The sequence below is a fragment of the uncultured Aquabacterium sp. genome, assembly GCF_913773725.1.
Taxonomy (GTDB): Bacteria; Pseudomonadota; Gammaproteobacteria; order Burkholderiales; family Burkholderiaceae_C; genus Aquabacterium.
In genome coordinates this window covers 117,790-140,460 of sequence record NZ_CAJYGK010000016.1, presented here as the reverse complement: position 1 = coordinate 140,460, position 22,671 = coordinate 117,790, and the positions used below count along the sequence as shown (strand labels likewise).

Below are 22,671 nucleotides of genomic sequence, written 5' to 3'. Positions count from 1 at the left end.
CCTTCGCGGGGCCGATCAGAAGAAGGCCTGGATGCCCGTCTGGGCGCGGCCCAGGATCAGCGCGTGGATGTCGTGCGTGCCTTCGTAGGTGTTGACCACCTCGAGGTTGACGAGGTGCCGCGCCACACCGAACTCGTCGCTGATGCCGTTGCCGCCCATCATGTCGCGCGCCAGCCGGGCGATGTCGAGCGCCTTGCCGCAGTTGTTGCGCTTCATGATCGAGGTGATCTCGACCGCGGCCTTGCCTTCGTCCTTGAGGCGGCCCAGGCGCAGGCTGCCCTGCAGGCCCAGCGCGATCTCGGTCTGCATGTCGGCCAGCTTCTTCTGGATCAGCTGGTTGGCCGCCAGCGGCTTGCCGAACTGCTTGCGGTCGAGCACATACTGGCGTGCGCGGAACCAGCAGTCTTCGGCCGCGCCCATCGCGCCCCACGAGATCCCGTAGCGTGCGCTGTTCAGGCAGGTGAAGGGGCCCTTGAGGCCACGCACCTCGGGGAAGGCGTTTTCTTCCGGCACGAAGACGTCGTCCATCACGATCTCACCGGTGATGCTGGCACGCAGCCCCACCTTGCCGTGGATGGCCGGCGCACTCAGGCCCTTCCAGCCCTTCTCCAGCACGAAGCCGCGGATCTGGTCTTTGCCGTTCTCTTCACACTGCGCCCACACCACGAACACGTCGGCAATCGGCGAATTGCTGATCCACATCTTGCTGCCGCGCAGCGTGTAGCCGCCGTCCACCCGGGTGGCGCGCGTCAGCATGCTGGCCGGGTCGGAGCCGTGGTTGGGCTCGGTCAGGCCGAAGCAGCCGATGAATTCGCCCGTGGCGAGTTTCGGCAGGTACTTCCGCTTGGTTGCTTCGTTGCCGAACGCGTTGATGGGCACCATGACCAGCGAGGACTGCACGCTCATCATCGAGCGGTAGCCGCTGTCCACGCGCTCCACCTCGCGCGCGATCAGGCCGTAGCTCACGTAGTTCAGGCCGGCGCCGCCGTACTCGGTCGGGATGGTGGGGCCAAGCAGGCCCAGCTCACCCATTTCTCGGAAGATGGCCGGGTCGGTGCGCTCGTGGCGAAAGGCCTCGAGCACGCGGGGCAGCAGCTTGTCCTGCGCATAGGCGCGCGCGGCGTCGCGCACCATGCGTTCCTCGTCGGTCAGCTGGTCGTCCAGCAGCAGCGGGTCGGCCCAGTTGAAGGTGGCTTTGTTCTGGCTCATGTCGTGATCCCGTGGTGATGCTGGGACGTGCCCGCTTCAGGCGGCCAGTGTGGCGTCGGCCTGCTGGCCCAACGCGATGAAGCGCGCCAGGTGGTGGTCCTCGTCGCCCAGCTGGTGGTCGATCATGATGAGGCGCTTGGCGTAGTGCGGCAAGGGCAGTTCCCAGGTCATGCCGATGCCGCCGTGCAACTGGATCGCCTCTTCGGCCACCAGGGTGCCGATGCGGCCGATGCTGTACTTGGCGGCCGACAGTGCGCGTTCACGCTCGGTGCGGTCGGGGTTGTCCAGCGCCGCCGCGGCGTTGATCACGGCCGATCGGGCCTGCTCGATCTCCAGCAGCACGGTGGCCATGCGGTGCTGCAGCGCCTGGAAGCTGCCGATGGGCTTGCCGAACTGCTTGCGGGTCTGCAGGTAGTCGATGGTCTGGCGCTTGGCCACTTCCATCGCGCCCAGGCTCTCGGCGCACAGGGCCACGATGCCGCGGCCGATGGCGTGCTCCAGCGTGGCCAGGCCCTGGCCTTCTGCGCCCAGCAGCGCGGTGGCCGGCAGGCGAACCTGGTTGAGCGTCACTTCAGCCGCGCGGGTGCCGTCGATGTTGGTGTAGGCGCGCAGCGTGAGACCGGGGGTCTGCGACGGCACGATGAACAGCGAGATGCCGTCCGCGTCGGCCACGTGGCCGGCGGTGCGGGCCGACAGGATCAGCGTGTGAGCCTGGTCGGCGAACGGAACCACCGCCTTGGCACCGTTCAGGACGTAGCCTTCGGCATCGCGGGTGGCGGTGGTCGAGACATGGTTGGGTGCGTAATAAGCATCGGCCTCTTCGTGGGCCAGCGTGGCGACCAGACTGCCGTCGATCAGACTGGCCAGTTGCTCGCGCTGGGCGGCGTTGCCGGCGTGGGCCAGGGCGCTGCCGGCCAGCACGGCGCTCGCCAGAAAGGGCTCGACCACCAGGCCGCGCCCGAGCGACTCGAACACGACCGCCAGGTCGAAGCCGGTGCCGCCAAAGCCGCCATCCGCTTCAGAGAACAACGCACCAATGGCGCCCAGCTCGGCGAACTGTGCCCAGTGGCTGGCGCTGTAGCCCGTGGGCGAGGCGGTGATGGCGTGGCGGGTGTCGATCGGGTACTGCTCGGCCACATAGCGGTCCAGCAGGTCGGCCAGCATGCGGCGGTCTTCGGTGTGGATGAAGTTCATGTTCGCCTCCGAGCTCACAGGCCCAGGATCATCTTGGAGATGATGTTCTTCTGGATTTCGTTGGAGCCGCCGAAGATCGACAGCTTGCGGTTGTTGAAGTACTGCGCCGCGGCGTAGGCGGCATCGCGCGGGCCGACGCGGGCGTCGTCATCGGCACCGCCCTCCAGCGCCTCGGGCAGGAAGGGCAGGGCATACGGGCCCATGGCGCGGCGCGTCAGGGCGTTGATCTCCTGGCGGATCTCGGTGCCCTTGATCTTCAGCATCGAGCTTTCCGCGCCAGGCGCGCCCCCGCCGGCCACCGCGGCGATCACGCGCAGGTTGGTGGTCTTCATGTTCTCCAGGTCGATCTCGACCTTGGCCAGGCGGGCCGCGAACAGCGGGTCCTGGGCCAGCGGGCGGCCGTTCTTCATCACCTTCTGCGCAATCACCTTCAGGCGTGCCAGCGCAGCCACCGAGAAGCCCACGCCCGCAATGTTGGTGCGCTCGTAGGTCAGGAGGTACTTGGCGCAGGTCCAGCCCTTGTTCTCTTCGCCGACCAGGTTCTCGACCGGCACCTTCACGTCGGTGAAGAAGACTTCGTTGACCTCGTGCTCGCCGTCCAGCGTGATGATGGGGCGCACTTCGATGCCCGGGCTGGTCATGTCGATCAGCAGGAAGCTGATGCCCTCCTGCTGCTTGGCTTCGCGGTTGGTGCGAACCAGGCAGAAGATCATGTTGGCGTGGTGGCCCAGCGTGGTCCAGGTCTTCTGGCCGTTGACGATGTAGTGGTCGCCCTGGCGCACGGCGCTGGTCTTGACCGAGGCGAGGTCGGAGCCGGCGCCGGGCTCGGAATAGCCCTGGCACCACCAGTCCTCACCGCTGAGGATGCGCGGCAGCCAGTACCGCTTCTGCGCTTCGTTGCCGTACTTGATCAGCACCGGGCCCAGCATGTTCACGCCGAAGGGCACCGTGCGGGGGCACCACGCCAGCGCGCATTCGTTTTCGAAGATGAACTTCTCGACGGCATTCCAGCCGGTGCCGCCCCATGCCTGGGGCCAGTGGTTGGCCAGCCAGCCCTGCGCATGGAGGATGGCGTGCCATTCTTCGTAATCGGCCTTGGTCAGGTGCTGGCCGTGGCGCACCTTGTCCGTGAGCCGGGCCGGCACCTTCTCAGCGATGAAGCGGCGCACCTCGGCGCGAAAGGCCTGCTCTTCGGGGGTCAGGTTCAGGTCCATGGGGTCGTTCTCGGTTGAGGGGCTTCAGAAGATTTCGAAGAGGCCGGCGGCGCCCATGCCACCCGCGATGCACATCGTCACCACGGCCCACTTCACGTTCGGGTTCTGCGCCTTGCGGCGGCGGCCTTCCAGCAGCACGTGGCCCACCAGCCGCGCACCGGTCATGCCGAAGGGGTGGCCGATCGAGATGGCACCGCCGTTGACGTTCAGGCGTTCGTCGGGGATGCCCAGGCGCTGCTGGCAGTACACCGACTGCGATGCAAACGCCTCGTTGAGCTCCCACAGGTCGATGTCGTCGACCGTGAGGCCGTGGCGCGCCAGCAGCTTGGGCACGGCAAACACCGGGCCGATGCCCATTTCATCGGGCTCGCAGCCGGCCACGGCCATGCCGCGGAAGGCACCCAGCGGCTGCAGGCCGTGGCGCTCGGCCTCCCGGCTGTCCATCAGCACGCAGGCCGAGGCGCCGTCGCTCAACTGCGAGGCGTTGCCCGCGGTGATGAACTGTTCGGCGCCCCGCACCGGCTCCAGCTTCGCGAGCGATTCGTAGGTGGTGCCTGGGCGGTTGCAGGTGTCGTGGTCCACCGTCACGTCGCGGTGCGACACGGCCTTGGTGTCCTTGTCGACCACGGCCATCGTCGTGGTCACCGGGATGATCTCGTCGGCATACCGACCGGCTGCCTGGGCTTCGGCCGTCTTGCGCTGGCTCTCCACCGAGAAGCGGTCCTGGGCCTCCCGGCTGATGCCATATCGCTGCGCCACGATGTCGGCGGTCTCGATCATCGTCATGTAGAGCGCCGGCTTGTGCGCCTGGATCCATGGGTCGATGCCGCTGTCGCCGTCTTCACGGGTGCGGATGCCCGAGATGCTCTCGATGCCGCCGGCGATCATGGCCGGGGCACCGTCCACGATGATGCGGCTGGCGGCCATGGCCACGGCCTGCAGGCCCGATGCACAGAAGCGGTTGACCGTGGTGCCGGCGATCGACAGCGGCAGGCCCGCGCGGAGCACGGCCTGGCGGCCGATGTTGCGGCCGGTGCGGCCTTCGGGGTAGCCGCAGCCGAGGATGGCATCCTCGATCAGGTCGGATTCGATGCCGGCGCGGTCGACGGCCGCCCGGACGGCGAACGACGCGAGGGTGGGGCCGGGCACGATGTTGAACTCGCCGCGGTGCGACTTGGTGAGCGGGGTCCGTGCGGTGGACACGATGACGGCTTCACGCATGGGGTTGTCTCCTGAAATGAGGTCGGGTCAGCCGTGGTTGAGGCTGTCGAAGTTCTTGCCTTCCTGCACCAGCCTGACCAGCAGCGGGGCCGGTTGCCAGAACAGCGGGTCTTCTTTGGCAAACGACTGGATGTCGGCCAGGATCTGCGGCAGGCCGACGAGGTCGGCGTACTTCATCGGGCCCCCCTTGTGGCGGGGGAAGCCGTAGCCGTGCACCAGCGTGACATCGACGTCGAGCGGCCGCAAGGCAATGCCCTCTTCGACCACCCGGGCGCCTTCGTTGACCATGGCGGCCACATAGCGGCGCTCCAGCTCTTCGCGGGTGAAGGGGCGCGGCGTCACGCCGGCCTTGGCGCGCTCTTCGGCGATGAGGGGCTCGACGGCCGGATTGGGCTTGCCGCTGCGGCTGCCGGCTTCGTACACATACCAGCCCTGGCCGGTCTTCTGGCCGAACCAGCCGCGCTCGCACAGCCGGTCGGCAATGTGCACGTAGCGGGCCTTCGGGTCGCGGGTTGCGGCACGGCGCTTGCGCGTGGCCCAGCCGATGTCGCCCCCGGCCAGGTCGCTCATCTCGTACGGGCCCATGGGGTAGCCGAAGGCGCGCACCATGGCGTCGATCTCGAACGGCGAGGCCCCGTCTTCCATCATGTGGTCGGCCGCCGTGCGGTACACGGCCAGGATGCGGTTGCCGATGAAGCCGTCGCACACGCCGGCGCGCACCGGCACCTTCTTGAGCTTCTTGGCCAGCGCAAAGCCGGTGGCGACCACGTCGGCGCTCACCTTGGCGGGCACCACGATCTCCAGCAGCTTCATGATATTGGCCGGCGAGAAGAAGTGCAGGCCGAGGACATCCTGCGGGCGCGAGATGCTGCCTGCGATCTCGTTGATGTCCAGGTAGGACGTGTTGGTGGCCAGCACGGCACCGGGTCGGCAGACGCGATCCAGCTCGGCAAACACCGCCTTCTTCACGGCCATGTCTTCGAACACCGCTTCGATCACCAGGTCGGCATCGGCGAGCGCGTCGTAGTGCGTCGAGCCCTGGAAGCGCGTCAGGATGGCGGCCTTGCCCTCTTCGGTCAGGCGGCCCTTGGCCATGGCCCCGTCGTACACCTTGGCCACGCGCGACTGGCCGAGGGCCAGGGCCGCGTCATCGCGCTCGATCATCGTCACGTTCAGGCCCGCATCCAGCAGGGACACGGCGATGCCGGCGCCCATGGTGCCGCCGCCGATCACGCCAACCTTCTCGAAGGGGCGGGGCTTGGCCGACTGGGTCTCGGGCGACTTGGTGACTTCACGCTCGGCAAAGAACAGGTGGACCAGGCCGGCGCGCTGCGGACTGTGCAGGCACTGCGTGAACAGGTCGCGCTCGGTGGCCAGGCCGTCGGCAAAGGGCTGGTCCAGCGCGGCCTGCACGCAGTCGACGATCTTGCTCGGCGAGAACAGGCCCTTCTTCTTCGCCACCTCGGCGCGGGCCGCGTCGATCGCGGCCTGTTGCGCAGCCCGGTCGGCCAGCGCCGCAGTCTGTTCACCGGTGCGGCGGATCGGGGCGCCGTCGGCCAGCAGGCTGCGGGCGTAGGCCACGCCTTCAGCGGCGATGTCGTTGCTGGTCGCAATGTGGTCGATCAGGCCCAGGCGCAGCGCTTCCTTGGCGCTCGCGTGGCGGCCGCTGAGCATCAGGTCGAGCGCGGCGGCGGCGCCGATCAGGCGGGGCGCGCGTTGGGTGCCGCCCGCGCCGGGAAGCAGCCCCAGGGCGACTTCGGGCAGCCCCACCTTGGCGGTGTCGACGGCCACGCGGTAATGGGCTGACAGCGCGATCTCCAGGCCGCCACCGAGCGCGGCGCCATGGATGGCCGCGATCACCAGCTTGTCGCTGGCTTCGATCTGGTTGCAGACCTCGGGCAGCGAAGGCGCCTGGGGCGGCTGGCCGAACTCGCGGATGTCGGCGCCGGCGATGAAGTTGGCGCCCGAGCCCGCGATCACGATGGCGTGCACGTCGGCGTCGTGGCTCAGTTCGGCAAAGGCCTGCTGCAGGCCCTGGCGCACCGCGGTGCTCAGCGCGTTCACCGGCGGGTTGTGCAGGGTGACCAGGGCGATGGCGCCGTCGCGTTGGACGCGAACGGCCGGGAGGGAGTCGGTATGGGCGGGCATGGCCTCATTCTTGGCACCGGCTCTGTTCTTGACAATCCGGGGTGGCATTGACAGACTGTCAAGCACTTTTTGACAATCGACCCGTGCTGCGATGGATCTGCAAGCCCTCACCCTGCTGGTCGAGATCCTCGATGCCGGCAACCTCAGCGAGGCCGCCCGGCGGCTGAAGATGAGCCGGGCCAACGTCAGCTACCACCTCAACCAGTTCGAGCGGTCGGTGGGGCAGCAGCTGGTGCGCCGCACCACCCGCCGCATCGAGCCCACCGAGATCGGCCTGCGCCTGTACGAGCATGGCCGCGCCATCCGCGACGAACTGACGGCCGCGCGGGATTCGGTGGCCGCGCTGAGCCAGCATCTGCAAGGGCGCGTGCGCCTCAGTGTGCCCAGCGGCTATGGGCAGCTGGTGATGTCACCGTGGCTGATCGACTTCAAGCGTGCCCACCCGGGCGTCGTGCTCGATGTGGTGTTCGAGAACCGCGTGGTCGACCTGCTGCGCGACGAGGTCGACATTGCCGTGCGCGTGATCAGCGACCCGCCCGAGAACCTGGTGGCCCGCGACATGGGGCCGGTGCGTTATGTGGCCTGCATGACGCCAGCCTATGCCGAGGCCCACGGCGTGCCGCATGCGCTCACGGACCTGGCCGAGGCCCCCGTGATCACGTCGGCGGTGGTGGGGCGCGAGCTGCGTCTGGCCGCCACGCTGCATGGCGAGCGCCACGAGGTGCCGCTGCGGCCCACGCTCACGTCAGAGAACTTCCTCTTCCTGCGTGAGGCCATCGTGGCCGGTCTGGGCGTGGGCATCGTGCCCGATTACGTCGTGCACGACGAGGTGACGCGCGGCCATGTGATCACCGTGCTCGACGACTGGAAGCTGCGCATCTTCGGCATGCGCATGCAGATGCTCTACATGCCCAACCGCCATCACACGCGGGCGGCGGCCACGTTCATCGAGTTCATGCTGGGCCGAGCGCGGCAGGCTCAGGACGACACCGAGCCGGCCTGACTGGCCGTGGTTTACGCCAGCCACTCGATGCCCGGCAGCTGCGCACATTCAGTGCGGATGATCTGCGCCATGTCCTGCATGTAAGGCCGATTGGCCAGCGCCTTCGGGCACACCGCGTGCAGCTCGCTCCACAGGCCTTTGGGGCCGATGCGCACGGCCTGCACATAGTCATGCTGCAGGTAGCTCTGCAGACCCCAGCTGGGCAGGGCGGCCACGCCGCGGCGGCTGGCCACCAGCTGCACGATGGCCACGGTGAGCTCGGCCGTGCGGCGGTCCGGCGCCACGCCAGCGGGCTGCAGCACCTCGCGGATCAGGTCGATGCGCTGCTCGGGCACCGGGTAGGTGATCAGCGTCTCGTCGGCGAAATCGCGCGCGCTCAGGCTGCGCTTGTGGCGCAGGGGGTGGTCGTTGGCCACCACGGCCAGGATCTCGAAGCGGAACAGCGGCTGCACCGACCACGGCCGCATCGCACGCGGCTTCGAGCCGATCACCAGGTCGGCCTTGCCCTCCTTGAGCAGGGCCAGCGGGTCGGCGTGAAAGCCCGCCACCAGATCGACTTCGACCTCGGGCCAGCGTTGGCGGAAGGTGTGCATCACCGGCATCAGCCAGTCGAAGCAGGTGTGGCATTCGAGCGCGATGCGCAGTTCGCCCCCGGTCTGGCCTTTCAGACGCTGCAGGTCGCGCTCGGCTGCATCCACCTCGTTCAGGACCGTGCGGGCCAGGGCCAGCAGCCGCTCGCCCGCAGGTGTGAAGCGCAGGCCTTCACGCGTACGCTCGAACAGTGTCAGGCCGTGGTGGTCTTCCAGCGCGCGGATCTGGTGCGACAGCGCCGATTGGGTCAGATGCACGCGCTCGGCGGCGGTGGTCAGCTTGCCGGTGTCGGCAATGGCGGCAAGCGAGCGGAGGTGGCGCAGGTCGAGCATGAGCCGAATGATCGCATGGCGCCCCTCTCATGTGAAGGATTCATACCCGGATGCTCAGGCCAGTGTCTTCAGCAACCACGCATTCAGGTCCTCGACCTCCTCCATGCACAGGCTGTGTCCCATGGGGTAGGTGTGCCAGTCGACTGTGTGGCCCAAGGCACGCAGCCGGTCGCGCGCAGCCGCGCCGCGGGCCGGCACCACCACGTCGTCGTCATCGCCGTGCGCCAGGAAGATGGGCGTGCTCAGGTTGGCCGCGTGCCGCTCGGCCTCGGTCGTGTCAGGCAGCGGCAGGTAGCCCGACAGCGCAGCCAGCCCAGCCAGTCGCGCCGGGTAACGCAGCCCCGTCAACAAGGTCATCGCGCAGCCTTGCGAAAAGCCCATCAACACGATGCGTTCGGCGGGCACGCCGCGCGCCACCTCGCGGTCGATCAGCGCCGCAATCTGCGTCTGTGACGCACGCAGTCCCGGTTCGTCTTCAATGCGACCGCCGCCCGGCGTGGCGATGATGTCGTACCAGGCCGGCATCACGTGTCCATTGTTGATGGTGACGGGCCGCACCGGCGCATTCGGCATGACGTACCGCACCGGCCCCACGGCCGACAGGTCGAGCGCGCGGCACAGTTGCAGAAAGTCGCTGCCATCGGCGCCCAGGCCGTGCAGGATGATGAGCGTGGCGCGCGGGGCGTCGGCGGGGTTCAGTTCAAGCGTCTCGAGCATGCTGCCTAGAATAGCGCCCCCCGATCCCCTTGTGGGACAGACCGAAAGAAGCCCCAGATGGACATCATCGTCAAAGAGGAACTGCGTGCCTACATCGACCCGCTGACGCCTGAAGAGCACGATGCGCTCGAGCGCAGCATCCTGGCCGAAGGCTGCCGCGACGCACTGGTGCTGTGGGGCAATGTGCTGGTCGATGGGCACAACCGCTACGGCATCTGCACGAAGCACGGCATCCCGTTCCAGACGGTGCAGAACCCGCGGTTCAAGTCGATGGAAGACGTGCACCTGTGGATGATCGACCAGCATCTGGGGCGGCGCAGCGTGTCCGATTTCCAGCGCGGTGTGCTGGCGCTGCGCAAGAAGGCCATCCTGCAGGCACGGGCTGAAGCCGCGGCGCAGCCTGCCGCCCAGGCGGTGGCCGCATCGCCGGACGATGTGGCTGGCGTGCCTACGGATGGCGCGGCCTCGGCCGCACCTGCGGTCATGACGGAAGAAGAGCGCGCGGCCGCCGAAGCGCTGGCCAGCCGCGAGGCCCTGGCGCGGGCCGCCCGCATCAGCCCGACCACGGTGGCCCAGATCGAGAAGATTCAGAAGCACGCTGCGCCCGAGCTGGTCGAGGCGGTCAAACAGGGCACGATTTCGATCAATGCCGCAGCCACCGTGGCCACGCTGCCCATTGAGGAGCAGGTGGCCGCGGCCGCGGGCGGGCGCAAGGAGCTGCAGCAGGCGGCGCGCCAGGTGCGCGAGGCCCGGCGCCAGGCCCGCGAGGGCCGCCATGCCGAGGTCAACGAGATGCTCGATGGTGCAGCACCGCCTGCCGAGCAGGCTGCCTCGTGGGAGGCCATCGATGCTGCCGACGATGGCCCGCGCCCGGGCGAAACCCCGGACGAGACCATTGCCCGGCTGGTGGACACCGTGCGCACGCTGCGCAACCAGAATGCGATGCTGGCCGCGCGCGTGACCGCGCTGGAAGGCTGACGCCTCCGGCGCTCAGCGCGACGTGCGGGGCGTAGGGTTGTCGAACACGAGGGCGCCGTCGTCTACGCCCGCCAGCCGCAGGCGCCAGCGGTCGAGCAGCGCGTTGTCCGGTGTGCGCCACGGGCCCTGATCGCCGGCCTTCGGGAAGCAGTGCAGGTTGCGCAGCACATAGCCGGGGGTGAAGTCCAGGCGGCGGTCGGTGCGCAGGTCGGCCGGGGCGCGGGGCGTGCATTGCCGCAGGCCGGTGCGCGTCAAGTGGCGCAGCACACGCACGACCTGATCGGTCGCCAGCTCTGCGCGCAGAGTCCACGACGCATGCGTGTAGCCGAAGGCATAGGCGAAGTTCGGCACGCCGGCCAGCATCATGCCTCGGTGGCTGAAGGTGCGGCGCAAGACCACTGGCGTGCCATCCACCGTCAGGCTCATGCCACCCAGGGCCAGCAGATCCAGCCCGGTGGCCGTCACGAGGATGTCGGCGGGCAGGTGGCGCCCCGACGCCAGCTCCAGCCCGTCGGGCCGCACGCAGGCGATCCGGTCGGTGATCACCTCGGCCCGGCCTTCGCGCAGTGCCGTGAACAGGTCGCCGTCCGGGGCAAGACACACGCGCTGATCCCAGGGGCGGTAGCTCGGGGTGAAGTGCGGCAGCAGATCCTGCCGGGGGCCCAGCGCCCGCGACACGCCGCGCAGCAGATGCCGGCGGGCGGTCTCGGGCCAGAGGCGCGACAGCCGGTGCACCAGCACCTGACGCGCCGCATGGAGATGCCGCAGCAGCGTGCCGGCCATGCGGGGCGGCAGCCCGTTCAGCAGCGCGCGGGCCACGGGATCCTGCTGGCTGCGCACGTCCACATACGAGGGCGAGCGTTGCAGCATCGTCACGCGGGCGCCCCGGGCCGCGAGGGCAGGCACCAGCGTCACCGCCGTCGCGCCGGAGCCGATCACCACCACGCGCCGGCCGCTCACTTCCAGTGCGGCTGGCCAGTGTTGCGGGTGCACCCAGGTGCCCGTGAATGCGTGTTCGCCTTCCCAAGCAGGTCGGTGGCCCTGGTCCATGCGGTAGTAGCCCGTGCACGCGTACAGAAAGCGCGTGCGGACGGTGCGTCGCAGGGGCTGTTCGTCGTCCCCACCGCTCACTTCGACCTCGACATGCCAGCAGGCCTCATCGGTGTGCCAGTGTGCGGCGACCACCCGGTGCCGCAGATGGATGTGACGCGTCAGGTCGTGCTCGGCCACGGTGTCCTGCAGGTAGCGCCGGATCTCGTCGCCCGACGCGGTGCGCCCCGACCCTGTCCAGGCGCGAAAGCGGTAGCCCAGCGTGTGCATGTCGGAGTCCGAGCGCATGCCGGGGTAGCGGAACACATCCCAGGTGCCGCCCAGGGCCTCGCGCGCTTCGAGCACGGCCAGCCGGGTGGTGGGCAGTGCGCGCAGGATCTCGGCGGCAGCGCCGATGCCGGACAGGCCGGCGCCCACGATCAGCACATCAAGGCGCTCAGAAACCATGTTCGAAGGACAATCAGGGGTTGCGGGGAAACCCGGGATTGTCGTCGTTTCGCCCGGTGGGTGACGGCCGGTGTGGTCTCGAGGATGCGGCACACTGCGGTGTCTTGATCGGAGTCGGATTCATGTCTGTTGTTCGACGCCCTGCGTGGCGGCGCCATGTCGTGTGGATCGTGCTGGCGGCCCTCGCACTGGGTGGGCTGGGCTGGGTGAAGCTGCGGCCGGTGGCGGTGGACGCCGTGCCCGTGCAGGCGCGCGACCTGGTGCGCACGCTGCAGTTCACCGGGCGGGTCAAGACCCCGGCGCGCGTGGAGGTGGGCGTCACCCTCACGGGGCGGGTTGCCGAAGTGCGCGTGGACGAGGGCGATGCGGTCCGCGCGGGGCAGCCCTTGATCCTGCTGGAACCGGACGAGGCGCGTGCTGCCGTGGCCCAGGCCCGCGCGAGCCTGACGCAGGCCGAAGCCCGCCTGGGCAGCCAGCAGACCCTGGCCCTGGCGAACGCCGAGGCGGCGCTGGGCCAGGCCGAGGCCACCTTGCGCGCGGCCGAACGCGACCTGGCGCGGACACAGGCGCTGGTGGCGCAGCAGTTCTTCAGCCAGTCCCGGCTGGACGAGGCCCGCCGTGCCACCGAGGTCGCACGGGCCCAACGGGACGCCGCCCGCGCCCAGGTGCAGGCCAACGAGGGCCGGGGCGCCGAGCGCAGTGCTGCGCAGGCCCAGGTGGCGACGGCACAGGCTGCGCTGCAGGTGGCGCAGGCCCGGCTCGATCAGCTGGTGGTGCGCGCACCCGGGCCGGGCCGCGTGCTGCTGCGCCAGGTCGAGCCCGGTCAGATCGTGCAGGCTGGCAAGGGGCTGTTGACGCTGGCGGTGCAAGGGCCGCTGGAGCTGGTGGCGCAGGTCGACGAGCGTTTTCTGGGGCAACTGCAGGCCGACCAGGTGGCGCGCGTGCTGGCCGATGCCTATCCGGATGCCCCGTTCGAAGCCCGGCTGGCCCGGCTGGCGCCTTCTGTCGATGCGCAGAGCGGGGCGGTCGAGGTCACCTTCGTCGTGCCGTCGCAAGCCCCTTCCTTTTTGCGCGAAGACATGACCTTGTCCATCGAGGTGGGCACCGGAACCCGGAAATCGGCGCGCGCCGTGCCGTTGAAGGCCCTGCGCGAACCGGCCGCCGGCTCATCGGGTGAGCGAGCCACGGTGCTCGTGGCCGAGTCGGGCCGTGCGGCCGTGCGCGAGGTCACCCTGGGCCTGCGCACGCTGGATGCCGCCGAGGTGCGCAGCGGCCTGAACGAGGGGGATCTGGTCCTGCTGGATGCCACCCTTGCGCCAGGCACCCGTGTGCGGACGCGCGTGCAGCCCGCGGGTGCTGCGCCGTCGCCCGCTGCGCGCTGAGGCATGCGCATGCGTGGCATCGGCTTCGAATGGCAGGTGGCGGTGCGCTTTCTGCGTGAAGGGCGCTTCCAGAGCGTGCTCATCATCGCCGGGGTGGCGGCCGGTGTGGCCGTGGTGGCCTACATCTCGGCGCTGGTGACGGGGCTGCAGTCCAACACGCTGAACCGCACCCTGGGGGCCCAGGCCCATGTGGTGGTGGCGCCGCCCGAAGAGGTGGTGGCGCCCGTGTGGCCGCGTGACGGCGACACGCAGGTGCTCAGCGAAACGCAGGCGCGAGCCCAGCGCCTGCGCACCGTGGCCAACTGGCCGGCGCTGCAGCGCGCGCTCACGCAGCGGCCGGGCATCGAGGCCGTCTCGCCCATGGCCGCCGGACCGGCCCTGGCCCGGCGCGGCGAGGCGACGCGCGCGGTGGCCATCACGGGCGTCGAGCTGGCGCTGTACGACCGCATCGTGAACCTGCGTGACAAGCTGGTCGACGGCGCGCTGCGGTTGGGGCCGGGCGAGGCCATCGTGGGCCAGACGCTCGCGCGCGACCTGGGCGTCCGGGTGGGTGACCGCCTGACCGTCTCCACGGGCACGCGCAGCGACACGGTGCGCATCAGCGGTCTGGTGGACCTGGGCGTGAAGGACCTGAACCGGCGTGTCGTCATCATGCCGCTGCGTGCGGCGCAAAGCCTGCTGGACCTGGCCGGTGGCGCGACCCAGCTGGACCTGCGCCTGGACGATGTCTGGGCCGCCACCACGCTGTCGGCGCAGCTTGCACGCGAGTTGCCCTACAAGGTCGAAAGCTGGCAGGAGACCAACGCGCAGCTGGTCACCGCGCTCAATGCGCAGACCATCAGCACCCGGCTGATCCGCGGGGTGGTCATGGTGGTCGTCGTGATGGGCATTGCCAGCGTGCTGGTGGTCTCGGTGGTGCAGAAGCAGCGCGAGATCGGCATCCTGCGGGCCATGGGCACCACGCGGTCCCAGACTCTGCGCGTGTTCCTGCTTCAGGGCGCGCTGGTGGGCACGCTGGGTTCCATGGCCGGCGTCGTGCTGGCCATGGCGATGATCAAGGCCTTCACCACCTTTGTGCGCGGGGCCGATGGCCTGCCCCTGTTCGCGATCACGCTCCCGCCCGGCATGGCGTTCGAGGCGGTGGGCATCACGCTGGTGGCGGGGGTGCTGGCAGCCATTGCGCCTGCGCGGCGTGCCGCCCGCATGGACCCGGCCCAGGCGATCCGGCTATGACGATGCACACCACCGAACTGCTGAGCCTGCGCGGTCTGCACAAGGCCTACAACGTGGGGCAGCCCAACGAGGTCGAGGTGCTGCACGGCCTGGACCTGCGCCTGGACCAGGGCGAGTTCGTTGCCTTGATCGGCCCCTCTGGCTCGGGCAAGAGCACGCTGCTCAACATCCTGGGGCTGCTCGAACGGCCCACCGGGGGTGAACACCACCTGCTCGGACAGGCCGTGCAGGATCTGGGCGACGATGAGCTCACGCGCCTGCGCCGCGAGGCCCTGGGCTTCGTCTTCCAGTTCCATCACCTGCTGCCGGCCTTCACCGCGCTGGAGAACGTCACCATGCCCGCCCTGGTGCGCGATGGCCACGTGGGATCGGCACAGCGCGCGCGCGGTCAGGCCCTGCTGGAGGCCGTGGGGCTGGCGGACGCGATGGACCGTCGCCCCGCCCAGCTGTCGGGTGGCATGCAGCAACGCGTGGCGATCGCGCGGTCGCTGATGCTCGAGCCCGCGCTGATTCTGGCCGACGAGCCCACGGGCAACCTCGACACCGCGTCGTCCGATGAGGTGTTCCGGCTGCTGCGTCAGGTGCACGGCCAGGGCCGCACGGCATTTCTCATCGTGACACACGACCCGCGGCTCGCCGCCCGATGTGACCGGGTCATCGAACTGGTGGACGGCCGGCTGGCCCGTGACGAACGCACGAAACCGGCGGCCTGACCCTGTGTTTAGGTCGCACCCGGGCCTGAGGGATGGTTCCCCGACAGCTCTGCCCCTTACATTTGTGGGGTATTGGCAGTCATCTCGGGAAGTACTCACATGGCATACGCGCAACGCGCTGCAGCGCTCGCCCTTCTGGCCGGCGTCAGCCTCGCCCACGCCACCGGCACCACGCTCACGCTGAAAACGGACGGCTACACCAGCACCGGCACGCATGCCGTCACCACCGTGACGAACGGCTGGAACACCGAGAAAGTGGACGCAGGCACCTTCCAGGTGTCGACCAACCTGGGCGCGAGCTTCATGGTGTACTGCGCCGAGATCACCCAGTACACCAGCAGCAGCTTCCAGACCTACACGGTCGGAACCTTCGGTCTGGCCGACCAGAAGCTGCTTGAGGGCCTGTTCTCGTCGGTGGCCACGTTCACTGGCTCCACCAAGGTCGACTCCAGCACCGAGTACGCCGCTGTGCAGCTCGCTGTGTGGGAGATCATGCACGAGTCGAACAGCAAGCTGAGCCTGGGCTACGGCATGGGCAGCTTCTACGTGAACGACACCACGACGGCCGGTGTGAGCCTCGCTAACCTGGCCAACAGCTACCTCACTGCCGCGGCCAACTGGACCGGCCCGTCGCTCGTGAAGGTGGACAAGCTCAGCAACAGCAGCTACTAGGATCTGGTGCGCGTGACGGCCGTGCCCGAGCCGGCCTCGGTGGGGCTGATGGCGCTGGGTCTGCTGGGCGTGGCCGCAGTGCGGCGTCGCGGCGCGCGCGGTGACGCCAGGCCCGATTCCGGGCCACGATGGACACTTCCAAAGGGGGCCTGCCGAAGGCCCCCTTTTTGTTTATTGGGGTGGCCCGAGCGCTCGCTTTATGGATGAATTCCATTCATGTCTCGTTGAAAACATATCGCTTGATTCATGGTTTCGTGCCGGCCAGACTGCCGGCCATCGACCAACCTGAATCCTGCGATGACCCAGACCCATATCCTCGGCTTTCCGCGCATTGGCGCCCAGCGCGAGCTCAAGCACGCCCTCGAATCCTTCTGGCGCGGTGACGACCCCGATGCCGCCCGGCTGGTGGACACCGGCCGCATGCTGCGGGCACGCCACTGGCAGGCTCAGCGCGATGCCGGCCAGACCCTCGTCACGGTGGGGGACTTTGCCTGGTACGACCACATCCTGAGTCTGTGTGTGGCGCTCGGGGCCTTGCCACGCCGGTTCGGCTTCGACGCCCGGCAGCTCAGCCTGAGCGAGTACTTCGCCCTCGCGCGGGGCAATGCCGACCAGCCAGCGATGGACATGACCAAGTGGTTCGACACCAACTACCACCACCTGGTCCCCGAGCTGGATGCGCACACCCGCTTCGATGGCGGCGTCACCTGGCTGTGGGACGAGGTGGACGAGGCGCAGGCGCTGGGCCATCCCGTCAAGGCCGTGCTGCCCGGGCCGATCACGCTGCTGTGGGTGTCGCGCTGGTACGGCGACAGTCAGCCCGGCCAAGACCCGCGGCTGAGCCTGCTGCCGCGCCTTCTGTCGGGCTACCGTCGCCTGCTCGATGGCCTGCAGGCCCGCGGGGTGGCCTGGGTGCAGTTCGACGAACCGGCCTTGTGTGCCGACCTGCCACCCGACTGGCTGGCCGCCGTCTCGCAGGCCTACGCCGCCCTGCCCACGACCGGGGTGCGCACTCTGGTGGCCACCAGTTTCGGGACGGCCGCCGAGCACGCCGAACGCCTGGCCGGCCTGCCGATCGACGGCGTGCACCTGGACCTCGTGCGCGCCCCCGAGCAGCTCGACGCCTGGCTGGCCGCGTGGCCACGCGACCGGGTGCTGTCTCTCGGTGTCGTGGATGGCCGGAACATCTGGCGCACCGACCTGCGCCGCGCGCTGTCACCGCTCAAGGCGGCCCACGCGCTGTGGGGCGATCGCCTGTGGCTGGCGCCCTCGTGCTCCCTCTTGCATGTGCCCGTCAGCCTGGCCGCGGAAACCCGGCTCGACCCCGAGGTTCGCAGCTGGCTGGCGTTCGCGCTCGACAAGCTCGATGAACTCAAGGTGCTGGCGCAAGCCCTCGACGAGGGCGACGACGCGGTGGCCTCCGCCCTGCAGCATTCGGACGCCGTCGCTGCAGGGCGCCGGGCCTCGCCGCGGGTCACCTACCGTGCTGTGCAGCGCCGCGTGGCCGACGTGTCGGCGGCCATGACCCAGCGCGGCAGTCCGTTTGCCGAGCGGGCCGCACGCCAGCAGGCGGCCTTGCCGTTGCCAGCCTTGCCGACCACGACCATCGGCTCTTTCCCGCAGACCGCCGAGATCCGCCGCACACGCGCCGCCTACCGCCGTGGCGAGCTGTCGGCCGAGGGCTACCTGCACCGCATCCGCGACGAGATCCGCCAGGCGGTGCGCGAGCAGGAAGCGCTGGGTCTGGATGTGCTGGTCCATGGCGAGGCCGAACGCAACGACATGGTCGAGTACTTCGGCGAGCAGCTCTTCGGCTTTGCCTTCACCGAGCACGGATGGGTGCAAAGCTATGGGTCGCGGTGCGTGAAGCCGCCCATCCTGTACGGCGATGTGCTGCGGCCGGAGCCCATGACGGTGGAGACCACGCGCTTTGCGCAATCGCTGACCGACAGGCCGATGAAGGGCATGCTGACCGGCCCGGTCACCCTGCTGCAATGGTCTTTCGTGCGGGACGACCAGCCGCGCGAGACGACGGCGTTGCAGCTGGCGCTGGCCGTGCGGGACGAGGTCCGTGACCTCGAGCAGGCTGGCATCCGTGTGATCCAGATCGACGAGCCGGCCTTCCGCGAAGGCCTGCCCCTGCGCCAGCGCGACTGGGCCCACTATCTGGACTGGGCCGTGCGGGCGTTCCGGCTGGCCTCGTGTGGTGTGCGCGACGAGACGCAGATCCACACCCACATGTGCTACTCGGAGTTCAACGACATCCTGCCCGCCATCGCGGCCATGGACGCGGACGTGATCACGATCGAGACGGCACGGTCGGCCATGGCCCTGCTTGATGGCTTCGGCGCGTTCGACTACCCCAATGCCATCGGCCCAGGGGTCTACGACATCCATTCGCCGCGCGTGCCCACCGTGGAGGCCATGACGACCTTGCTGGCACGGGCTGCCGATGTCATTCCGGTGGCGCGGCTGTGGGTCAACCCCGACTGCGGCCTCAAGACACGGGGCTGGCCGGAAACCCGTGCCGCACTGGCCAACATGGTGGCGGCAGCCCGCCTGTTGCGAGCGCGGTGGGGGCTGGAGCGGATGGAGGCTCCGCCGGCACAGGCAGCCTGATCACTGTGCCCCGCAGGTCGGGGGGGCCATGCACGCCTCTTGTCCCCCAATCGGGTGAGGGGCACCGATGCGCGCTTGAGCCGCGGTGTCCGGCGCCACTACAGTGCTGCATCCGTGCCGAACAGGGAGCAGACACCGATGACAGACACGTGGGCACGGCCTGCCGAACAGAGGCCCGAGCGGGCGGCCGCGCGTCCTGAGGCACCCGCGCGGGCGGTGACCGCCGCCACATGGGCCGGTGCCCTTGGCACCACCTTGACGGCCTGTGGCGGCGGAGGCGGGGGGCAACCCGCTGCGGACAAGAGCCCCCGCCTGCCTGCCGGATGTGCCGGCATGAGTGCGGCGGCGGCCGTGAACGAGCCCGGCTGCGCGGGCGAGGTGGCCCCCTTCGAAGCGATGACGCCCGACCGCGCGGCGCGGCTGCTTGCGCAAGGCGGTCTCGGTGCCACGCCGGACGAGGTCGACGCGGTCGTGCGCGATGGCGCTGACGTCTGGTTCGATGCGCAGGTGGCGCTGCCCGTGCAGGACTCGGTGTGGGACTGGGCCCGGGCGCGAGGCCTGGACAACCGCCTGTACGCGCGCGGCGACTACGGGCTCGACCACGCGCTGTGGTGGCGCCTGTGCACCGCGCGGGATGTCCTGCGCCAGCGCGTCGTGCTGGCGCTCAGCGAGATCTTCGTGGTGTCGCCACTGAACATGGTGGCGTACTGGAAGCAGTTTGCCTGTCTGGCGTGGTGGGAGCTGCTCGAACGCCATTGCTTCGGCTCCTTCAGGGCACTGCTCGGGGCCATCACGCTGTCACCGGCCATGGGCGTGTACCTCAGCATGCGTGGCAGTGCGCGCGCCGATGGACAGGGGCGCCAGCCGGACGAGAACTACGCGCGCGAACTCATGCAGCTGTTCAGCATCGGGCTGACCACGCTGCAGCTGGACGGCACCCCCAGCCGCCCGCAGACGGAAACCTACGACGGCACGCTGGTCAGCGAGCTGGCCCGGGTCTTCACCGGCTGGGATGTCGATGGCTTCAACCCGCTGGACCCCGAAGGCCCGTTCGACTACCTGCGTGCGCCGATGGACTTCCATGCCGATCGGCACGACGACGGGGCCAAGCGCCTCATCGATGGCAGCGTCATCCCGGCGGGCACACCGGGCCCCGTGGCCTTGGCGCGTGCGCTCGACGCCGTGTGCGCGCATCCCAACGTGGGCCCCTTCATCGCGCGCCAACTGATCCAGCGGCTGGTGTGCAGCAATCCCAGCCCCGACTACGTGCGTCGCGTGGCCCGGGTCTTCAATGCCGCTGGCCCGGGTGGCGAGCGGGGCAACTTGGCCCAGGTGGTGCGTGCCGTGCTGAGCGACCCCGAGGCCCGGCCGACCCTCGACCATGCGGCGCCCGTGGCGCCGGCATCCCTGGCGGACGGCAAGCTGCGCGAGCCCATGCTGAGGCTGCTGCAATGGCTGCGGCTCGCCTCCGTGCGGTCCACCGACGGGCAGTGGCGCTTCCCCGATGTGTCGGGCAGCGATGCGATGGGGCAGGCTCCCCTGCGCGCGCCGTCGGTGTTCAATTTCTTCCGGCCTGGACACGTGCCGGTGCAGACCGGCATGGCCCGCCGGGGGCTCGTGGCCCCCGAATTCCAGATCACCAACGAGTCGAGCGTGATGGGCTACGCCAACTTCCTGCTGGCGGTGCTGCCCTTCGGTGGCAATGGCATCGAGCCGGACTACCGACGCTGGATGGCCCTGGCCGACACCCCGGACGACCTGGTGGCTCAACTGGTGCGCTACCTCAGTGGCGGCACGTTGCGGCCCGAAACGGTGACGACCATCCGGGACGCCGTGGCCAGCATCGCGGTGTCGTCGGACACGGAGCGCCGCAACCGGGTCGTGGCCGCGTTCTTCCTCATCATGACCTGCCCGCAGTACCTCGTGCAGCGCTGAGCCCGCGTTTCGTCAGCGTCCCCCCTCATTCCGGAAGCCCCATCATGTCCTCGTCCCTCCTCAGTCGGCGCGCCTTCCTGCGACGCTGCGCGGCCGCGTCGGTGGCCGGTGTGGCCGCGCCCCTGGCGCTGCAGCTGTCCCACATCGCCGAGGCCGCCGCAGCCGCCTCGACCGATGACTACAAGGCGCTGGTGTGCGTGTTCCTGCAAGGTGGCAATGACCACGCCAACACCCTGGTGCCGGTGGACCCGGAGGCCCACCGCGTCTACGCGGCGGCTCGCGGTGCGCTGGCGCTGCCGATGGACGACCTGGCTGCGACCCGTCTGCCGGCCCGCGTGCAGGGGCAACTGTGGGCCACGGCGCCGGCGCTGGCGCCGCTGCTGCCCGAGTTTGTCGACGGGCGCCTGGCCTGGCTCGGCAACATCGGCCCCCTGGTGCGGCCCACCACCCTGGCGGACTACCGCGCGCGGCGCGTGCCCTTGCCGCCCAGGCTGTTCTCGCACAACGACCAGCAGTCGGTCTGGCAGAGCGGGCAGCCCGAAGGGGCCCTGTCGGGCTGGGGCGGACGGGCCGCCGATGCCGTGCTCTCCGGCAACAGCCAGGCGGCCCTGACGTGCATGAACCTGGCAGGGCAGGCGGTGTTCCTCGCTGGCACCACGGCCGTGCCCTACATGCTGAGCCCGAGCGGGGTGCCTGCCCTGGCGGCGCTCGAGGGCGGGCTGTTCGGCTCTGCGGCCTGCGTGGAGGCCTTTCGCAGCCTGGTGACCGACACCGCGCAACCCCACCTGTTTGCGGCCGAGCACGCCCGCACGATGGCCCGCGCCATCGATGTCAATGCCCGGCTCCGGTCGGCCCTGGTCGATGTCCCATCACCCGTTGGCTTCAACCTGTCCGAGCCGCTGGGCCTGCAACTCGCCATGGTGGCCCGGCTGATGGCCGCGCGCGGCACCCTGGGCCTGCGGCGGCAGGTGTTCTTCGTTCAGCTCGGCGGCTTCGACCTGCACGACAACCTGACGGCCCGTCACCCGGCCTTGCTGGCCCAGGTCGCCTCGGCCCTGGTGGCCTTCCAGGCAGAGGTCGACCGACTCGGCCTGGCCAACCAGGTCACGACCTTCACCGCCAGCGACTTCGGGCGCACGCTGACGAGCAATGGCGACGGCTCGGACCACGGCTGGGGCGGGCATCACCTCGTGCTGGGCGGTGCGGTGCGGGGTGGGCAGGTGTATGGCACCTTGCCGCCCGCCGGGCTGGACGGCGAGCACCACGTGGGGCAGGGGCGCCTGCTGCCCACGCTGGCGGTGCAGCAGCTGGGGGCCTCGCTGGCCAGCTGGTTCGGCGTGCCCGCATCCGAGCTGCCACAGGTGGTGCCGGGCATCGAGGCTTTCGACGGTGCCGCGCTGGCGGGGCTGATGGCCGCGTGAGCGCGGGCGCGAACGACATCGGTTCTTCGCGGTACCAAATTCATTACCATCACCCTCCTTGAAGTCCGGAGGTTTGCCCATGTCCCGCCCCAACCAGCTCGCCCGCACCCTGGCCCGATTCGAAGGGCTGCCCACGCCCCTGAGGGTGCGCCTGGTCAGCCTCATCCTTGGCCGCATCGTGCCGCTGGTGGGCACGGCGGGGCTGCGCTTCGAGGAGGTGAGCGCCCGCCAGGTGGTGGTGGGCATCCGCAACCGCCGCCCCGTGCAGAACCACATCAAGGGCGTGCACGCGGCCGGCATGGCCTTGCTGGCCGAAACCGCCACGGGCTTCTGTGTGGGCATGCACCTGCCGGACGACAAGCTGCCGCTGATCAAGACCATGCAGGTCGACTACCTCCGGCGCGCCCAGGGCGACCTGCGCGCAACGGCCGCCCTGTCGCCGGATCAGATTGCGGCCATGCAGACCCAGGACAAGGGCGAGGTGACGGTGGCCGTGCGCATCACCGACGCCGCGGGCGAGACTCCGATCGAGGCCCGCATGGTCTGGGCCTGGGTTCCCAAGGCCCGGCGCTGACCCCTACGCGGGCGTCGC

At 69.6% G+C, this 22,671-nt stretch carries 19 protein-coding genes; 11 read left to right on the top strand and 8 right to left on the bottom strand.

Annotated features, from left to right (window positions below; translation table 11 throughout):
* Nucleotides 1-15: 15 nt before the first annotated feature.
* From QZ709_RS01745 to QZ709_RS01725, 5 genes are read right to left on the bottom strand one after another with little or no spacing between them, the layout of a single operon-like run.
* A complete protein-coding gene (locus QZ709_RS01745; protein WP_294635640.1) occupies nt 16-1,209 on the bottom strand; it encodes an acyl-CoA dehydrogenase in 1,194 nt (397 codons plus the stop codon).
* A gap of 36 nt (nt 1,210-1,245) precedes the next feature.
* Complete coding sequence (locus QZ709_RS01740) at nt 1,246-2,403, bottom strand: acyl-CoA dehydrogenase family protein (RefSeq protein WP_294635639.1); 1,158 nt, start codon at nt 2,401-2,403, stop codon at nt 1,246-1,248.
* Between the two features lie 14 nt (nt 2,404-2,417).
* Entirely contained in the window at nt 2,418-3,617 is a 1,200-nt protein-coding gene (locus QZ709_RS01735; protein WP_294635638.1) for an acyl-CoA dehydrogenase family protein, read from the bottom strand.
* 24 nt (nt 3,618-3,641) lie between these two features.
* Nucleotides 3,642-4,838, bottom strand: coding sequence for an acetyl-CoA C-acyltransferase (locus QZ709_RS01730; RefSeq protein ID WP_294635637.1), 1,197 nt, complete (start codon nt 4,836-4,838; stop codon nt 3,642-3,644).
* Nucleotides 4,839-4,865: 27 nt separating this feature from the next.
* Entirely contained in the window at nt 4,866-6,986 is a 2,121-nt protein-coding gene (locus QZ709_RS01725; RefSeq protein WP_294635636.1) for a 3-hydroxyacyl-CoA dehydrogenase NAD-binding domain-containing protein, read from the bottom strand.
* Nucleotides 6,987-7,077: 91 nt separating this feature from the next.
* On the opposite strand from QZ709_RS01725, the gene QZ709_RS01720 reads away from it, so the two are divergent.
* The gene (locus QZ709_RS01720) at nt 7,078-7,989 is read left to right on the top strand and encodes a LysR family transcriptional regulator (RefSeq protein WP_294635635.1); all 912 of its coding nucleotides are present in this window, start codon (nt 7,078-7,080) and stop codon (nt 7,987-7,989) included.
* An 11-nt stretch (nt 7,990-8,000) separates the two neighbouring features.
* Here QZ709_RS01720 and QZ709_RS01715 read toward each other — a convergent pair whose 3' ends face one another.
* Together QZ709_RS01715 and QZ709_RS01710 are read right to left on the bottom strand one after the other, a co-directional pair.
* On the bottom strand, nt 8,001-8,912 hold the full coding sequence (locus tag QZ709_RS01715; RefSeq protein WP_294635634.1) for a LysR family transcriptional regulator: 912 nt from the start codon (nt 8,910-8,912) through the stop codon (nt 8,001-8,003).
* 54 nt (nt 8,913-8,966) lie between these two features.
* Nucleotides 8,967-9,629, bottom strand: coding sequence for a prolyl oligopeptidase family serine peptidase (locus QZ709_RS01710; protein ID WP_294635633.1), 663 nt, complete (start codon nt 9,627-9,629; stop codon nt 8,967-8,969).
* A gap of 57 nt (nt 9,630-9,686) precedes the next feature.
* On the opposite strand from QZ709_RS01710, the gene QZ709_RS01705 reads away from it, so the two are divergent.
* On the top strand, nt 9,687-10,607 hold the full coding sequence (locus QZ709_RS01705; RefSeq protein WP_294635632.1) for a hypothetical protein: 921 nt from the start codon (nt 9,687-9,689) through the stop codon (nt 10,605-10,607).
* A 12-nt stretch (nt 10,608-10,619) separates the two neighbouring features.
* Here QZ709_RS01705 and QZ709_RS01700 read toward each other — a convergent pair whose 3' ends face one another.
* On the bottom strand, nt 10,620-12,104 hold the full coding sequence (locus QZ709_RS01700) for an NAD(P)/FAD-dependent oxidoreductase (RefSeq protein ID WP_294635631.1): 1,485 nt from the start codon (nt 12,102-12,104) through the stop codon (nt 10,620-10,622).
* A 122-nt stretch (nt 12,105-12,226) separates the two neighbouring features.
* Here QZ709_RS01700 and QZ709_RS01695 point away from each other — a divergent pair, with 122 nt between their 5' ends.
* From QZ709_RS01695 to QZ709_RS01660, 9 genes are all read left to right on the top strand, one after another.
* On the top strand, nt 12,227-13,486 hold the full coding sequence (locus QZ709_RS01695; protein WP_294635630.1) for an efflux RND transporter periplasmic adaptor subunit: 1,260 nt from the start codon (nt 12,227-12,229) through the stop codon (nt 13,484-13,486).
* 9 nt (nt 13,487-13,495) lie between these two features.
* Nucleotides 13,496-14,719: an FtsX-like permease family protein gene (locus tag QZ709_RS01690; RefSeq protein WP_294635629.1), complete on the top strand. Its 1,224-nt coding sequence runs from the start codon at nt 13,496-13,498 to the stop codon at nt 14,717-14,719.
* Complete coding sequence (locus QZ709_RS01685) at nt 14,716-15,432, top strand: ABC transporter ATP-binding protein (RefSeq protein ID WP_294635628.1); 717 nt, start codon at nt 14,716-14,718, stop codon at nt 15,430-15,432. The genes QZ709_RS01690 and QZ709_RS01685 overlap by 4 nt, the downstream gene beginning before the upstream one ends.
* Before the next feature lie 99 nt (nt 15,433-15,531).
* Nucleotides 15,532-16,104 (top strand): hypothetical protein, encoded by a 573-nt coding sequence (locus QZ709_RS01680; protein ID WP_294635627.1) that lies wholly within the window; start codon nt 15,532-15,534, stop codon nt 16,102-16,104.
* A 6-nt stretch (nt 16,105-16,110) separates the two neighbouring features.
* Entirely contained in the window at nt 16,111-16,311 is a 201-nt protein-coding gene (locus QZ709_RS21275; protein ID WP_366937132.1) for a PEP-CTERM sorting domain-containing protein, read from the top strand.
* 90 nt (nt 16,312-16,401) lie between these two features.
* Nucleotides 16,402-18,723, top strand: a complete 2,322-nt coding sequence (metE, locus tag QZ709_RS01675) for a 5-methyltetrahydropteroyltriglutamate--homocysteine S-methyltransferase (protein WP_294635626.1) — start codon at nt 16,402-16,404, stop codon at nt 18,721-18,723.
* A gap of 333 nt (nt 18,724-19,056) precedes the next feature.
* Entirely contained in the window at nt 19,057-20,658 is a 1,602-nt protein-coding gene (locus QZ709_RS01670) for a DUF1800 domain-containing protein (RefSeq protein WP_294635625.1), read from the top strand.
* A 44-nt stretch (nt 20,659-20,702) separates the two neighbouring features.
* Nucleotides 20,703-22,079, top strand: a complete 1,377-nt coding sequence (locus tag QZ709_RS01665) for a DUF1501 domain-containing protein (protein WP_294635624.1) — start codon at nt 20,703-20,705, stop codon at nt 22,077-22,079.
* 79 nt (nt 22,080-22,158) lie between these two features.
* Nucleotides 22,159-22,653, top strand: a complete 495-nt coding sequence (locus tag QZ709_RS01660; protein ID WP_294635623.1) for a DUF4442 domain-containing protein — start codon at nt 22,159-22,161, stop codon at nt 22,651-22,653.
* Nucleotides 22,654-22,671: the final 18 nt, after the last annotated feature.